17 protein-coding genes and 1 pseudogene are annotated in these 15,456 nt (G+C 38.0%); 7 read left to right on the top strand and 11 right to left on the bottom strand.

What is annotated here, in order from left to right:
* Positions 1-6: 6 nt before the first annotated feature.
* Positions 7-363 (top strand): tail fiber assembly protein, encoded by a 357-nt coding sequence (locus tag AACL23_RS05725; protein ID WP_100096998.1) that lies wholly within the window; start codon positions 7-9, stop codon positions 361-363.
* Between the two features lie 85 nt (positions 364-448).
* Here the strand turns inward: AACL23_RS05725 and AACL23_RS05720 are convergent, their stop codons facing one another.
* The 4 genes from AACL23_RS05720 to mobA all read right to left on the bottom strand — a co-directional run bounded on the left by AACL23_RS05720 (position 449) and on the right by mobA (position 2,766).
* Entirely contained in the window at positions 449-694 is a 246-nt protein-coding gene (locus tag AACL23_RS05720; RefSeq protein ID WP_320410216.1) for a BrnA antitoxin family protein, read from the bottom strand.
* Positions 678-929 carry a BrnT family toxin gene (locus tag AACL23_RS05715; RefSeq protein WP_100096837.1) on the bottom strand — a complete coding sequence of 84 codons (252 nt, stop codon included), beginning with the start codon at positions 927-929 and terminating at the stop codon, positions 678-680. Before AACL23_RS05715 ends, AACL23_RS05720 begins: the two co-directional genes overlap by 17 nt.
* Positions 930-1,167: 238 nt before the next feature.
* Positions 1,168-2,454 (bottom strand): TraI/MobA(P) family conjugative relaxase, encoded by a 1,287-nt coding sequence (gene traI, locus AACL23_RS05710; protein WP_234817402.1) that lies wholly within the window; start codon positions 2,452-2,454, stop codon positions 1,168-1,170.
* 3 nt (positions 2,455-2,457) lie between these two features.
* Positions 2,458-2,766, bottom strand: a complete 309-nt coding sequence (mobA, locus tag AACL23_RS05705; protein WP_171967833.1) for a plasmid mobilization protein MobA — start codon at positions 2,764-2,766, stop codon at positions 2,458-2,460.
* Positions 2,767-2,911: 145 nt separating this feature from the next.
* Here mobA and AACL23_RS05700 point away from each other — a divergent pair, with 145 nt between their 5' ends.
* The gene (locus AACL23_RS05700) at positions 2,912-3,064 is read left to right on the top strand and encodes a hypothetical protein (RefSeq protein WP_235661239.1); all 153 of its coding nucleotides are present in this window, start codon (positions 2,912-2,914) and stop codon (positions 3,062-3,064) included.
* Positions 3,065-3,886: 822 nt separating this feature from the next.
* Here AACL23_RS05700 and AACL23_RS05695 read toward each other — a convergent pair.
* Positions 3,887-4,123: a hypothetical protein gene (locus AACL23_RS05695; protein WP_015874472.1), complete on the bottom strand. Its 237-nt coding sequence runs from the start codon at positions 4,121-4,123 to the stop codon at positions 3,887-3,889.
* Positions 4,120-4,755: a ParA family protein gene (locus AACL23_RS05690; RefSeq protein WP_171967907.1), complete on the bottom strand. Its 636-nt coding sequence runs from the start codon at positions 4,753-4,755 to the stop codon at positions 4,120-4,122. Before AACL23_RS05690 ends, AACL23_RS05695 begins: the two co-directional genes overlap by 4 nt.
* Positions 4,756-5,045: 290 nt before the next feature.
* On the opposite strand from AACL23_RS05690, the pseudogene AACL23_RS05685 reads away from it, so the two are divergent.
* Positions 5,046-5,735: pseudogene (locus tag AACL23_RS05685) on the top strand (IS6 family transposase).
* A 78-nt stretch (positions 5,736-5,813) separates the two neighbouring features.
* Here the strand turns inward: AACL23_RS05685 and AACL23_RS05680 are convergent.
* From AACL23_RS05680 to AACL23_RS05660, 5 genes are all read right to left on the bottom strand, one after another.
* Complete coding sequence (locus AACL23_RS05680; RefSeq protein WP_339050624.1) at positions 5,814-6,902, bottom strand: hypothetical protein; 1,089 nt, start codon at positions 6,900-6,902, stop codon at positions 5,814-5,816.
* A gap of 75 nt (positions 6,903-6,977) precedes the next feature.
* Positions 6,978-8,546 carry a hypothetical protein gene (locus tag AACL23_RS05675; RefSeq protein ID WP_339050622.1) on the bottom strand — a complete coding sequence of 523 codons (1,569 nt, stop codon included), beginning with the start codon at positions 8,544-8,546 and terminating at the stop codon, positions 6,978-6,980.
* A 122-nt stretch (positions 8,547-8,668) separates the two neighbouring features.
* Positions 8,669-8,908: a hypothetical protein gene (locus AACL23_RS05670; protein WP_339050620.1), complete on the bottom strand. Its 240-nt coding sequence runs from the start codon at positions 8,906-8,908 to the stop codon at positions 8,669-8,671.
* 595 nt (positions 8,909-9,503) lie between these two features.
* Positions 9,504-9,929, bottom strand: coding sequence for a type II toxin-antitoxin system VapC family toxin (locus AACL23_RS05665; protein WP_044612395.1), 426 nt, complete (start codon positions 9,927-9,929; stop codon positions 9,504-9,506).
* The gene (locus tag AACL23_RS05660) at positions 9,926-10,258 is read right to left on the bottom strand and encodes a FitA-like ribbon-helix-helix domain-containing protein (protein WP_320410213.1); all 333 of its coding nucleotides are present in this window, start codon (positions 10,256-10,258) and stop codon (positions 9,926-9,928) included. The genes AACL23_RS05665 and AACL23_RS05660 overlap by 4 nt, the downstream gene beginning before the upstream one ends.
* Positions 10,259-10,766: 508 nt before the next feature.
* Between AACL23_RS05660 and AACL23_RS05655 the strand changes: the two genes are divergently transcribed.
* The 4 genes from AACL23_RS05655 to AACL23_RS05640 all read left to right on the top strand — a co-directional run bounded on the left by AACL23_RS05655 (position 10,767) and on the right by AACL23_RS05640 (position 15,253).
* Complete coding sequence (locus AACL23_RS05655; RefSeq protein WP_234817401.1) at positions 10,767-11,381, top strand: cupin domain-containing protein; 615 nt, start codon at positions 10,767-10,769, stop codon at positions 11,379-11,381.
* Entirely contained in the window at positions 11,378-11,890 is a 513-nt protein-coding gene (locus AACL23_RS05650) for a winged helix domain-containing protein (RefSeq protein ID WP_339050615.1), read from the top strand. The genes AACL23_RS05655 and AACL23_RS05650 overlap by 4 nt, the downstream gene beginning before the upstream one ends.
* Before the next feature lie 662 nt (positions 11,891-12,552).
* Positions 12,553-13,224 (top strand): glycerophosphodiester phosphodiesterase family protein, encoded by a 672-nt coding sequence (locus AACL23_RS05645; protein WP_339051602.1) that lies wholly within the window; start codon positions 12,553-12,555, stop codon positions 13,222-13,224.
* Between the two features lie 457 nt (positions 13,225-13,681).
* A complete protein-coding gene (locus tag AACL23_RS05640; RefSeq protein ID WP_100096832.1) occupies positions 13,682-15,253 on the top strand; it encodes a phosphoethanolamine transferase in 1,572 nt (523 codons plus the stop codon).
* Positions 15,254-15,456 lie beyond the last annotated feature (203 nt).

The raw sequence follows: 15,456 nt of genomic DNA, 5'->3' as shown, positions 1-15,456 counted from the left end.
TTAATCATGAACGGAGCAGTGTATCTTGAGAGTCTGACAGACAACAATGGGGTTCAATATGTGAATGTGCCAGCGGACCACCCTTATCAACTCGTTCAGATGGGGTTTAGCTACGAAGAAGCCCTTGAACTCCATCAAAAAGCCTTAAATCAGCGTCGTCTGAAAAGACAGACCGGGCAGAAACAGGGATTACTCGAACAGGCCCGTCAGCATATAGGGCCCCTGCAGGATGCGGTCGATTTAAATATGGCCACCGAGCAGGAAATCCACGCCCTCAACGCCTGGAAAGCCTATCGCGTGGCCTTACATCGCCTCGACCCCTCGGAGGGGGAAATCACTTGGCCTGAAGTGCCGAGGGGGTAGGATGAAGGGACCTTTACCCAGATTTGTGTTACAAAGGCCGGAGTGAGCGGGAGGGGGGCACTGTCACTCATTGCGGCTGTGTTCTTTAGCTCTGCATTTTCGATAACATCGCGCTCCGTAAAATACGATTGAGACGAGACTGATAGCCATCCCCTTCTGATTTAAGCCATTCCAGGACATCGGCATCTATGCGCACAGTCAGTTGTTTTTTAATAGGGCGGTAAAACTGTCCCCGTGATGCGCCTACCCAATCTTTTTCGCAGGTTTCAGGAATATCTGAAAAATCTATTGGCTTTTCTGGTTTTTGAGCAGATTTAAGGCATTTGTTCATACATCTTCCTTTCAATGCGGGTTGTACGTCGTGCTGAAATAATACGGATATGTTCTTCTTTGTTCTCATCATTCCAGGTATGTGCGACCAATAAAATGATGATACGGTCAGACATCCCTATCGTTTGCCACCTCAAATCTCCCTTTTCAGTCCGATCTTGACGTGTTATGTGAAAAGGATCGTTAAATACTTGCATGGCCTCTTCAAAACTCACCCCATGTTTACGCTGATTCATTTTATTTTTGGTTTCGTCCCATGAAAATTTCAGGCGATCACTCCTTAATTGTAGTTATATAATTGTAGTATTGTAAGCGATTAAAATACAAAAGCCAAAACGTTTGAGCTGTTGAGAACTTCGTCCCCCAAAACTTCAAAAAAGCCGCCCAGATGAAATTTTTCATCTGAACAGGGTTTCCTCTGTTGGGCAATCTGCTGGGCAACGAAACATGTCTCGTCCTAACAGTGAGGAAATATTATGCCCGGACAATTCCTGCACGGGGTTGAGTTAAAGGATCGCGCACCGCAACACACACATGGGCTCTTCGGAAACGAAAGGTCATGGAAAGAGTTCTGAAACGATTTTTTGCGTCAAAAGAAGGGCATTTCGCTTCTTTTTTGTCAGTTTGATAACGCAATTTTAACTCTTCTCGGGCCTCAGCGCGTTCTAATCGGCGAGTCATTCGAGCTTGATGATCACGCAAATGAAGTCGATCATCATAATGTGAACTCACCATATAGTTTGTTAAGGTCACCTCCCCTTGTTCATTTTTAAATTCCATCACTCGGGGCGCATTTTCAAATTCGCCAATGCGAGGCACTAATTTCGAAAGAGTGAGTTGAGGATGTAAACTGCTGGCTTTTAAAGGAACATTGTTCGGACAATTTTTGTCATAAATCGCCAACCCAGAACCTTTCTTTTTTAATTCCAGATGGGCCCTTAAAAAAACAGCGTGCACCTCTTCCCATTCTTGAAGCGGCCCTTTTAAAATAGAAGTCAACTCTGTTCGGCACGTACGAACCACATACGAATAAAAACTTTCTTTATCTTCGTGATATTCAAACTGCGTCGCTGCTCTCGGAGCCGAGGGATATTGAGATTCAGCTCGAATAATCTGATGATTTTGATCTCTCTTCCAACACCCATTATCCGGTTTCCAATCATATTTAAGCTCTAATTTTCGGCAGGCTTTGTGCAAAATTTTAACGTCGTTATAGAGGTTCACTGCACGATAAGAAAGGGGATGAATACGGTTGGCCGCCACATGACAATGGAGGTTATCGGTGTCACGATGAATCGCAGTCACGTATTGATGGTCAGACATCCCCAAGGCTTTAAGACTATGCCGCGCGCTTTCAAAAATCTGTTCTACCGTCGGAGAGTCCGTCTCCGGCCAAGACAAAATAAAATGATAAACCGGATCGAGACAACGACGATTATTCGAGGCCACCGCATTCATTTCAGAGGAGGCGGTTTCAATACTCAACGTGTTCGTTTGACATAAAACGCCTTCACAAAGAATCCGATGACTCCCATCGGGTAGGTGCGTGATGAGCTGCTGTGATTCAGGGGAAGCATGGCGATCAATATAATCAATTAAACGATCAAACACCGCGATTTTAGAAGTGGAAGGACGGTCAAAAAAAGCATCAGCGGTCACGGGAATATCACCTGGATTATCTTCACGGAAAGAGAGGTAAAACACCAGTTTAAGAAAACTTGATTTTCCATCACGGCGCTTTTTTGGAATGACAACGACCATCCTTTATTCCTTAAAATCAATTTTCAAAATCGCCTTTTTTAAGGCCGCTAATATATCTAAGTACTCTTGACTATGAACCCCTTTTCCTTCGTTAAAAAGCTGTTTTTGAAGCAGTCCTGTCTTTGATAATTCAGAGATAAGTTTCACATCAGTTTTGGGAGTAATGCGTCTTCCCAGGGCACAGCGGCGCAGAAATTCTCCCACTCTTAAACCAGAGGCTTCGGCCTTCTCTTGAATGAGTTTTTTTTCTTCTGGAGTACATCGGATACCCAATAATAATTGGGTTCTTTGGCGTTTTTCGCTTTGGCTCATGGAGTTTCCAATCAGGGGTGTCGGGGCACCGCCCTGACCAGGTTGTTAGTGACCGAAGGGAACGGTTGTTGGGACGCTTGCTTGCAAGCGGTTCAACAAAACATATCCTGTCCTAAAAAATATAAGACTAAATAAAGACGATGTCTTGGAAAATTTAAAGGCGCAAATAATCAAATTAGCTTTAAATAAAGGGTACATTTCAGAAGATATTAAATCGGCTCTTGAAAGTGCAGGGATAAAAGTCGGATTAAAATCTATCCAGAAAATGATTTCTGATAAAAAATTAGAAAAAAAGTGATTAAAAAATAATTAATATTATTATTTTTTATAACAAAATGAATAAATTTTTAATTTTATTTTTAAAAAAAATAAATACAAATTGACATTACAATTTTTGTTTTATTTTCATTAAATTTTTTTCATTATTATAAAATAATATAAAGTTATTACTGATAAAAATTTTATATAAAATTTCTCTATTTTTTTAAAAAATTTCTATTTTTAAAAAAATAAGTTTTATATATTATTAAGTTTATTAAAATACAACTCCTCGTCATTATTTTCTTCATATAGATGTAAAATAAGTAGGTATATTTTTTTAATATAATTCTTCGAACGTTTTTCCATTGACTGAACTTTAATTTATCAAGTTTCAACATTGATTTTCCTTAATGCAATCTAAATTTTTCATAATTTGCTTTCTGATTTTTTATAGTAGATTTGATTCATTTTGGATGGTAGTTACATTATTTAATACTGTGGGTAGTTCGGTCGAATTACAGAAGGTGGGAGTAATTAAAAAAATGATTCATTTTATGAATTTTTAGGTATTATTTACCTTTAAACTTTATTACAGTCATAGCTTCCCTAGTATTAGCCATATATTGACACTCTCTTTTCAAGTCAGGATTGCGGAGGGGTTTTTTATGAATTTTATTTAGTGTCTTACACAAAAGTAAATATATAGAGCTGTATATGAAAGCATAAAAACGGCTTTATCTTAAAGGCGGCGACGATCTTTTTCGGAACAACACCGACACCGGATATCAAATGATGGGGTCAAGATAACGACAGATTATCGAATACGGGAATTTACATAAATTTTGGTACAGTCTCATTTTTAAAGAATTTTAAAATATTTTTCTAATGCTTCATCAATAATATCAGACTCAGTGACTCTACGATTTTCTTTCATTGAACGATAGAAAGCATTCTCTTTAAGTTTTTTTTCAAAAGATTTTCTGATGCGAATAGTTTTATTGGCTCTCTCGGAGACAGAGTATATTTCATTCGTTTTTTCTGTTACGGTTTCACCACCTCCGCTACGAAATTCATCCAAAGAAGGTTTCTTTTTCATGACAAAATCTCCTTATAAAACGAATTCATTTCTGAAATAGCGACAGTATCCTTCCCAAGCTCTTCTACAGTACTTCCTTCTCCAATTGCTCGTCGAAACGACACCCGTTCACATACACGAGCCGACAGCACTTCTAAATCATTTTCTTTTAAAAATTCAATCATTTCTTTTGCATCTTTTGTTCTAGGATCAATACGACTTAACAAAACTTTTGCCTTCAATGTTGGATTATAATCCGTAGCCAAATCCAGAACCTCTAATAAATCTGTCATAGCTGCCGCATCAAGATGAGATGCTCCGATTGGTATAATCGCCAATTCTGATAGTAATAAAGCGTTTCTTAGACCGGGCGCATCCCTCCCTCCTGCATCAATTACTGTATGCATAAAACCTTTTGAAAGGGATTTTCCTTCATCATAAATAGCTTTACCATGAAGACAAGTAGTAGTAAGCAATAAACTACCCCGTTTCACCAAACGTTCTCGCCGCCAAGAAGCCCAAGTGGCTGCACTTTCCTGCGGATCTCCATCTATTAATAGTGTCGATGCCAACGAAGACAAATAAGTAGCTAAATGCACAGCAGTTGTAGTTTTTCCAACACCACCTTTTGTATTAACTATCGAAATCCTCATTAATTGCCCCTTTTTTATGTAATTAAGCATGTATATACGTAATTTAATATATATTAATTTTATAAAAAATACATACTTACTTATATAAATAAGTAAGTATGTATTTATATAAGTAAGTAATGTATGATTCATTCGATTTTTTTGAGAGTGTTAATGCGATATACCGACGGTCAGGAAGATCAACTGGGAGCACTGGGGCTTGTTACTAACGCCGTCGTATTATGGAAGGCACTGTTGCAAAGATCAGCAAACTGATAGGCTTGTCAATAAATTTATCAAAGATACTGCCCATGAACATATTTAAAGGTCGACATTTTAACCAGGACATCATTCTGTGGGCGGTACGCTGGTACTGCAAATAGGGCATCAGCTATCGCGAACTCCAGGAAATGCTGGCTGAACGCGTTGTCAGTGTCGACCATACGACGCTCTACCGCTGGGTTCAGCGCTATGCTCCGGAAATGGAAAAGCGGCTGAGGGGGTACTGGCGCAATAATCCTTCCGAGCTCAGCCAGTGGCCCATTGACGAGACCTACGTGAAGGTCAATGACCGGTGGGCTTATTTATATCGTGCCGTCGACAGCAGAGGACGTACCCTCAATTTTTATCTTTCCTCCCGTCGTAACAGCAAAGCCGCATACCGGTTTCTGGGTAAGATTTTAAACAATGTGAAACGCTGGCAGATCCCACGCTTTATCAATACTCACAAGGCGCTGACTCTGCTCAAACGCGAAGGCCGGTGCCCGCCTGACGTTGAGCACCGTCAGATTAAATACCGTAACAACGTGATCGAATGCGATCATGGCGAGCTGAAACGGATCATTGGCGCCACGCTGGGGTTCAAATCGATGAAGACGGCTTATGCCACGATAAAGGGCATTGAAGTGATGCGGGCACTGCGCAAAGGCCAGGCAGAATCGTTTTATTTCGGTCATCCACCAGGTGAAATGCGTCTGGTGAACAGAGTATTTGAAATGTAAGTCTTTTTACTGAAATCAGGACTTACCCATCCTCATATTTGCAACAGTGCCGTTTTAGTCGCATTATTAGAAACCGGCTTAAATCAATTTTTTACTCGGTTTCTGAGTTATAGCGAATGTATTAATCGATATTGTTTCTTGAGAATCATAATTTTGAATTTTCAAACCGTCGAACGAAGTCCAAGACAGTGCAGTCTGAACTTCTGAGCCATCGGTACTTCTAAAGTGCGCTCCAATACCATCAGCGTTTGTCCGAAAATCAACCAAGGTGGGTGGTTGAGGTCGTTGAAATGGCTGATGTGCCTGTGTTTCAGTTTCATAGCTTGTAGACTCAATAGGATTGTCATTGACATAAATAACTGTCTTTCCCTCTTCTGGTTTGACATCCAGGCTCACACTGCCAGTATCCATCCCCCCTTGGTTATTAGGTATTTGAATAGGCATATTAATTCCAACAACATTGTTTTTGTTTCCGTGCGGAGTGAATGTCGCACCGGGGAAACGTAAATAAGCTGTTGATGAACGTGTCCCTATACTGTTCATTTCTGCATCGTTTGCGAGGCCTCCGTCATTGATAGGCGCAGTCCGTGGGGCTGAGTCATGGCTGTTAGTTTCAGGTAATGTATGAGGATTGCCCGCGTTGGGTAATCCTGAATGATTTACGGGAACACCCTCTGGCGGATTGTTCTTAAAACCATTTAATTGCATGTCGGTTGGCGGATGTTCCTCAGACTGTCCTATCGCTGTCGGTGCAGGCGTCTGACCTAACTGATGATACTGCTTTTGTTCTTGTTCTAACCGATGTTTTTTATCGCTCATCTCTATTGCCAGATTTCTTTCAGTGTCAATGGCTAAACTACTGGTTCTGAAGTCAATTATTTTTGTTTGCAGTGCTCTTTCGTGGTCATATAGTTGATAATCGATTTTTTTCTGATGTTGAGTCTGAGCATCTCGTAGCCTTCTTTCGTGATGAGATTGCTCTGCCTGTATTTTATTGCCTTGAGAAAAATAGGAAAAACTCTGCATAGACTGAGCCCTTCGTTGATTTTGTTTTTGATTATCGTTGTGGGCATTGATTGCGTCTCGCTGTCTTTGACTGTCTAACGCTTCTCCTAAGTCTTCATCTGTTCTCTCAAGTTCTTCAGCCTCGTTGGCTAATTTTTCCATTGTCGTTCTTACGTAAGAAAGAATATCTTTTTTTTCAGCGGGGCTATCGAGGTCAACCGTTTTAACCGAATCCCTTTACCGCTGGCCTAACGCCTGCAGTTGTTTTTTGATATTTGATAGTCTTCTATCCATTTTCTCTTGTTTCTTTTCGAGGTCTTTGTCAATGTATTTTAAACACTCTTGATGACTTTTAAAGCCCGATGAAGGAAAATCTGCACGTTTGGCTATTTTAAGAAATGCCTTAAGATTTATTCCTAGGTTCTTGATATGTTGTTTAATACAATATGTGGGAGACCATAATTTCTCTTTATTACACCAAACGCGATAGCCTTCCTCGGGAAGCTTCCCAGTTTCGGCAAGTTCAGCGACGACGTCACAGGCCATGTTAAATAGAGCCAGTTTTTGTCTGTCATATTCCGAAGGATACCTACAAAGAGGACTCACTTTTTGAGCTTCGTGAACAAACTCCTTGACAAAATCTTTGTTATAAAAAATGGAAACAATTTCATCTGCTGTCGCAAACTGTGAGAGGAAAGCGAGGTTTTTCGCGAAATTCTTATATCTAAAAGCACTTTTGTTTTCTCTTAACTCTCTTAACATCAAGTCAAGCACCTCTGAAACATCAAGCTTGGCGACCGGCTGATGAGGCTCTAAGGACTCTGTAGGCCTTTCGAAATTTGTTCCTTCATTTCTTGGTGTTGTTTGAGTCTCGTTGAGCTGTCTTAACGTCCTGCTTTCCCGCAGGCGTGTGTTCGTATCCTCGTTTTTGATATTTTCGAGGGCTTTCTCTGCTTTTTCTTTTCGGCTTTCTTCTGTGCTCACCGGTTTAGAGGTGTCATTATTCTCAGAGAGGGGTTGAAACAAATTATCCAATTCGACTTCTGATGAACTTGAAGTCAATGCTGCATGTGCTGTTGCATTCGATATGGCTGCGGTATTTTGATGAGCAGAGGTTCCGGCGCTATTGCCCATGGCGGCTGTGCTAGTACTCGGTGTTGGGGTGCTCTCTGTGGCTGATGTACTGGTATTAGCCTCATTATGATGATATCCAGATGGGCCAGCTTCATTCTCTGGTGTATTGACTTGAGAGGATTTCAATCTACCAGAAAAATTAAATATTTCTTTATGTTCACTTCTTCTTTTTGAATCGTAATCTTCATTACCTAGTACTCCAGAATGATATAATCCGTCTGTCCCTTTAAAAGGTAACCGTTGAACGGAACCATGGTAGCCTGTCACTTTTGCATTGCAAAACCCCTTTTTGTTTAATGATTCAGAAAAATGATGAGCCAGTGGTTTTACAGTCACAGTGGTGTCTTTACCCTTAACTATTTTTTCAAACGGCTCTGAAGCTCTAGAATATGCTTCTTCGCTAGGATCTAATAACTCTAGAGGTTTGCTATCTGCTGAGTGACATGGAAGTAATTTAAAAGATATATGTGATTGACTTAATCCGCTTTTCGATAATACATCAACGATGTTATCTGTATGATAACAATATTTCTCACCCTTTTTGGGTGTAACGTAAATTCCTTTACGTCCAGCTGACCCGTGTCCCAATATATAAATCTTGTCGTTATTATCAATAAAATCTAATGGATTTTTTTCAATTGAAATAACATTTATTTGTTTACTTAATATCAATTTAATCTCTTCGTCTGACAAATCGCTACATTCTCGCTTTAGAACTGAAAGAAATTTTTCACTTTTTAAATTATCTTGAATAGATCTTATACAATCTTCTTTTACTTTTTCTGTATCAACAATTACGGTAAAATCCGGTTTTTATTTAAAATATTTTTTATATTCTGACTGACTATTTCATATCCAGAATCTCGGTTAATAACTGGTGGTTGAGATTCTTCCAAAATAGGACTTGGAACATAAAAGTATTTATTTTGAGAGCTTGCTGATTTAAAAGAACGGATTATTGATGAATTATTTTTATTTGTAGAATTATTTAAAACAATAGGATTTGTAATGATTTTTTCTTTATAAACGTTCATTTTTTGCCTTGATAAATGTAATAGGTTATGATTTTTTTTAAAAATCAATTTATTAATACTTCATGAAGTATTGATCTTTTTTTAAAGTATTTTCGGGAAAAGTTCTTTGGATAAAATTATTAAATATTTTTACGTACCTTTATTTTTAATGTTATTTAAATGAAACAATTTTTCAGAGAATTTTAATCATTTAAAAAATAAAAAAATATTAAAAAACGCTCATTTTGTTATTTGACAAAAATAGAGGCCATGAAAAAATTCGATAAAAACCTGAGTTTTGTTCTAAAAGCGATAAAATGGGCACTGTCAGTTATATCATTATATTATATTATATTATATAAATATACATATATACTTACATAAGTATTTATGTATTTACTTAAGAATGATTTTTATAGGGAGTTCAACCTTTTTTTAAAATATATGGAATATCAGATCAAATGAATAGTTGATACATGTACCCATCACTATTTAAATGTTAGCTGTAATGGTCAGCAGCCCTTTACGAGTTCGCCATTCCTAAAAAACCGGCGTTAGAGCGCAGGGGTTGGTATTGGTGACAAGTAGATCTACTTGTCACTGTTCTGGGCCGTTGTCACTGCGCCGCCTCCCATGGATTGATGACGTTCACCCCAGCAGCTTCAAAAGGGCTGGTGTCGCGGGTGGCGACGGTGAAGCCGTTGGCGAGAGAGACGGCCGCAATGAAGGCATCGGCCGTTTCGATCGCCAAGCCGGCAGCGCGGGATTTGGCCAGCAGCTCGGCATGGGCTTTCGTACAAGCCATATCGAACGACAGCACCCGATTGGCGAACATCGGCAGCAGGCGCTTTTCCAAGTTCTCATGCAGGCTGTCCCTGCGCTTTCCTGCCGGAATCAGAGCGATACCTGCACGCAACTCGGCTACCGTGATCGCGGAAAGGTAGAGCGTTTCCAGCGCTTGCGCGTCGATCCAGTGAAGGACGCGGGCATCGGGTTCCTGGCGCTGCGTCTCCGAAATCACGTTCGTATCGAGCAGGATCATTTGAAGCTCGCCGCACGGGCTGGAGACTTGATGCCCGCGCTCTCAAATAAGGCGTGTTCTTCATCGCTCAGGCCGCCAGCCTCGCGCGCGATGGAAGCCAGGAAAGAGCCAAGTTTCACGCGGCCCTCGGGCTTCGCTGCCCGCTCCAAAATGTCGCGAATTTCGGCCTCAGTGCTGCGGCCATGCTGGGCGGCTTGGATTCGGATGGCCCGATGCACCTCATCGGGCAGATTTCTTACATTTACGTTTGCCATTTGGTATCTCTTCTGTTTCAGGATATCAATGATACCATTGTACAGCGTAAGCACCAAAACACAAGTATTTTTCATGTTGCATGGTCAATTTGGGTAGCCAAAAATAGATTAGCCAATTTGGATTGGCCTTTGATTTATTGGCTGGGGCTTCTCGCCTCCCGTTTCGGAGGGGCCGGAACTAAACACCCCTTTCGTCAAACGACTTCTGGCAACCTCGATATATTTGTAAAGCGTTGGCTTTGACACTCCTATCATGTCGCAAATCTGATAAACCGCCCTTTCTTTTACTGGCTTTTCCAAAAGGATTTTTTTAAACCTCAAAATTTTTTTCGGTATGTGGTATGACGTTAAAGACCATCAGAGTTATTAAAAATGAAATTAACAGGAAACCCTGTTTTTGGAGCGAGAGGGGGATAAAATGAATGACCCAAACCGAAATAATAACAACGTCAATATAATAAGAAATGCCAATCAATATTTGATTTGATATCATCATTTTAAATAAGATGCGATACCGCCAAAAAACCTTGATGGTAGGAGTATTTTATTCATTTTGATAGTAAAAACAGGGAGAATGTAGCACATGCATCTCATCATCAACTGGGAAGATTTTTTACAACACCATTGGCAAAAGCGGCCTGTATTTTTAAAAAAAGCGATTTCTCATTTTATCAATCCGGTTTCGCCTGAAGAGCTGGAAAAACTGGTGACAGAACAAGCCCTCGAGAGCCAACTCATTCAAAGGAATCATGGAAAATATCAATTAGTGCATAAACCCTTTAATGGGTATGCCTCATTAGGTCAACGAAACTGGTCACTACGGGTGGAAGCGATTAATCATTCGCACAGACCCGCTGAAAAATTCCTGTCTCTGTTTCGTGTCTTCCCCGATTGGGTCAAAGAAGAGCTGACGGTGGTTTTTTCAGTACCCGGCGGTGGGATTGGCCCTCAGACTAAACCGTCTGACGTGTTGGTGATACAAGGGATGGGACGTAGCCGCTGGCGTGTAGGAGATCGAGGGTCATCGCCGGTTTTTGATGATGGTCAGAACGACTTTTCTGAAGCAATGATGGATGAAGAGCTGAGTTCCGGGGATATGCTGTATATCCCCAAAGGCTCTGCCCATGAAGCCATTTCGTCCGAAGCCGCCATGAGAGTTACTGCCTTCATTTTTGGACAGACAACAGCCTGCGCATGATAAGGAAATGGACTGAGTCGCTTTCAGATGAAAGCCATCGAGGCATTGAGTATGCTCCCTCGCCCGATTTACTCCTGCGTGAAGATCCCACCGAAATTCTGCCTCAAGACATCACCGCCGTCCAAGAGATGATGAGTCAATTCCTGGTCCAGAAGAGAGAGCATCTTGAAACCTGGTTTGTTCAGGAGATGTCTCAAACCGCCTATGAGTTACCGAAGTCGCCTGCGGCGCAGGTGTACGCCACTTCACAGGTTCAGACCTTATTGCAACAGGGACATCCATTGCACCGGTTAATGGGGCTGCGTATGTTACACATCGGCGACCGCTATTTTGTCAACGGCGAGTCGCTTGACTCAGATCATGCCGACGCCTGGAATATTCTGGCACGTCACAGGATGATTGATGGCCAGATGCTCATAAAATTCATCAACGAGGACGATTTTTTGGCACAGTTAACCTTGCTGATGAATCAAGGGTATTGGTATTTCTCATCCATAAAAAAAGACTGATGCCGTTGATGAATGATTTTCATCAAAAATGACATAAATCACATAAATATAAGTATCATTTACTCTCATTTTGGTATGGTAAAGAAAATTCCCTGATGCTATAGTATAGCTATACCTATACCTATACCTATACCTATACCTATACCTATACCTATGAAAGTCACCCTTTCATAGGGGTTTTTATATACACAGGCAAGAAGTCTTTTTAATCACATAAAGCCCAAATAAGCCTATGATAAATCAGCGATTTTTAAGTTTAATTCGACATAATATATAATTAGAAAAAATCACAAAATTTAATTTAAAGTTATTGCAATAAGTTATATTTATTTCATTAATTAACTGATTAATGAATCGTAATTTTTAGCTATTTTTAGAATTTTATATCTCAGTGCTAAACTCGTTTTTGTCATGCCTTACAAGGATTAATTTGATAAATGACGGTCATTTTTGCTGAATCAATTCGTTAATGGAGCATCATCTTGGCTAGGCGAAACGTGCTCCTCTTTATACAAAGAGGTTTAATGTTATTTATTAATATCTTAAAGTATATATCATTGTTTCTTATTATATCTATAATAGGACTATATTCTTTTGTTGAATATAGGATATTTCAATTCAATAAAAACTCAATTGATATAATTGCTCATGCTGGCGGATAGATAGATGGACATATATATACTAACAGCCTTGAAGCGCTTAATAATTCATATAATGAAGGTGCAAAAATATTTGAATTAGATATTAGAGAAACAAAAGATGGGTACTATGTTGGAACACATGACTGGAAAACATGGGCTCAACAAACGGGATATTCTGGCGAATTACCACCCAATCTTGAAGAATTTAAACGATATAAAATTTTGAACAAATATACCGCAATGAGCTTTGAAGATATAAATAATTGGTTTTTATCACATCCTGATGTTGTATTTATAACAGATAAAGTTGATAAACCATTAAAAATGGTAAATTTATTTTATGATAAATCAAAAATAAAAATGGAGCTTTTCTCTAAAAAATCCATGAGAATGGGTGGAGGTATATTTGACGGTGCAATGGCTAACTATTACTCTCTTAGTCAGATAACAAAAACTCTACTTGTAAAATATGATTTTATTTCAATGATAGAGTTTTTTAAAAAAAACAATCTAAAATATGTTGTAGCAGGGAAACCATTTTCTTATGAAGATAAGTTTAAATTGAAATTAATAAGGTTAAATGGAATAAAGATTTATATGTACCTTTTTGGAACTAATGATGAAATTACACAACAAGTAATTGAATATCGTAGTTATTTAGATGGTGTTTATTATAATAAAATCCCAAATTAACTTGTTTCTTAATAAAAAAAAGCATTTTTTTGAGTTGGTTTTGTTGGTTCTGTCGCATTAAGAAAAATTCAGCTTAACCAGTCACAACATAATGTGGTTATGGCAATTTAAAAAGCCTTAATGCGACAGAACCTTAAGGACGCCGAAGCAGTAATAGCCGTCATGGTTATTCGCCAAGCTCCTGACTTCGACGCGGTCATGGAAAAGGTCACCCTGTGGCGTAATCGCCTGTGAGATAATCTGTACCGGACTATATTGTCATTAAAGTGCACCAAGGAAAGGGTTATCTGAAATTAAACCGGACATATCGGAATTTTTTGAAGGTACCAATAAACAAGAGGAGATAGTTATACAAAAAGAAACTTCCATATCTTTATTGATAACGGGTCACTTTGGAAAAGAAAACCGTCTTCAACCCTATATTTTTGACATTCTCCCCTTCTTTAATGAGAAAGAAATGATTAAAACGTCTATTAATAATATTATTAAAACAATTAATTTAAAAAATTTGAAATTTAATAAAATATTTTTTTCTTTTATTTCTCTTGTTATTTTGTTTTTTACAGCAAAGCTAATATTAAAATGCGCGGGTATTCTTCCATCAGAAAGAAATATTTTTTTACTTTTAATATTAATTGTTATTTTGACTTCATCAAAAAAAGCTTTTTGGTTTTTAGTTTTTCCTATGTGTACTTTATATGCAATATATTCACCAATAGGAATAATTTATGGAACGCCTGATTATTCATATGTGGCATCTGTTTTTGCAACAGATTTTCTCGAAATGAAAGAGTTTTTGACTCATATACCTATAAAGAATTATTTTTATCCAATCTTTATAATTTCTGGTATTTTTTTATATCGATTTTTTATCGTAAAAAACAACATTGAGTTTTATAAAAATAAAACATTAATAAGTATTTTTGTTATTTTTTCTATGATAAATCAATCTCCAGCAGAATTTTTTAAAATTACGATAAGATCGATTTTAGAAGTTAAAAATGAAATTGTTATGTTAAATAATTTTAAATCTTCTTCAGAATGGGGTAGATCTCATCTAGAAAATTCGAAATATGATAATTACATTCTTGTTATCGGTGAAAGTGCGAGAAAAGATTATCACCATGCATTTGGTTATCCAATAAATAACACTCCGTTTATGAGTAGTAATAATGGGATTTTAGTGAATGGATTAACGTCTGGAGGCTCAAATACTGTTTCTTCATTAAGGTTAATGTTAACGAAACCAGATTTTAAAAACTGGAAACCTAACTATCATTTAACATTGATTGATTTAGTAAAGTCAGCGGATATAAAAACTTATTGGCTATCAAATCAAGGATACTTTGGATACCATGATACTCCTATTTCTGCAATAGCTAAAAAAAGTGATTATAAATATTTTTTAAAATACGGAAATTATGATAGTAAGAATACCAGTGACTTTTTATTGTTAGAAAAAATAAAAGAAATAATAAAAAAATCAAAAGAAAAGAAATTTATTGTAGTTCACCTATATGGTTCCCATTCTGATGCTTGTGATAGATTGATCGATTATAAAAAAATAGCCAATGTTAACGATAAAAAATATTCTTACATCAATTGTTATATATCATCCATTAATAAAACTGATGAGTTTTTACATAAATTAAATTCATTTATGATGAAAGAATTTTCTAAAAATCAGGGGTCTTACTCAATGTTATACTTTGCTGATCATGGATTAACACACAATGAGACTGACGGTGTTATATACCTAAACAATAGTAGGCTAAGTAAGTTTAGTTATGACATACCATTGTTCGAAACATCATCTGATTCTAGTAGTAGAAAAGAGTGTTATTCTTTTAAATCAGGACTAAACTTTATTGATGGCATAGCTAAATGGATTGGCATAAAGAACGAAAAAATAAATAAAAACTACAGTTTTTTCGATTGTAAAGATGATCCTAATGATTATGGTTTAAGGAATTATATAGCAAAGACGACTGACTATACAGATCCTGCAATAGATATTAGTGGTAAATGATAACTCACGAATAAAACCCCAAAAGGAGGCTTTTATCTGATAAGGCTTGTTTCAATCGCATCATATTTTTCATAGTAAGCCTTTTGCTTTACGCCGATAGTACGTGGCGTTGTTCGGTTACCCTGCGCCAGAGTTTTTTTCTGAATTTTAGGCGGTTCTGTCACTTTTAAGCATCCCCATCAGTACTCAAGTAGTTTCTGTGC

It is taken from the genome of Candidatus Williamhamiltonella endosymbiont of Tuberolachnus salignus, from assembly GCF_964019775.1.
Classification (GTDB): Bacteria; Pseudomonadota; Gammaproteobacteria; order Enterobacterales; family Enterobacteriaceae; genus Hamiltonella; species Hamiltonella defendens.
Note: the sequence above shows the minus strand (reverse complement) of the source record. Positions and strands in the feature narration are given on the sequence as shown.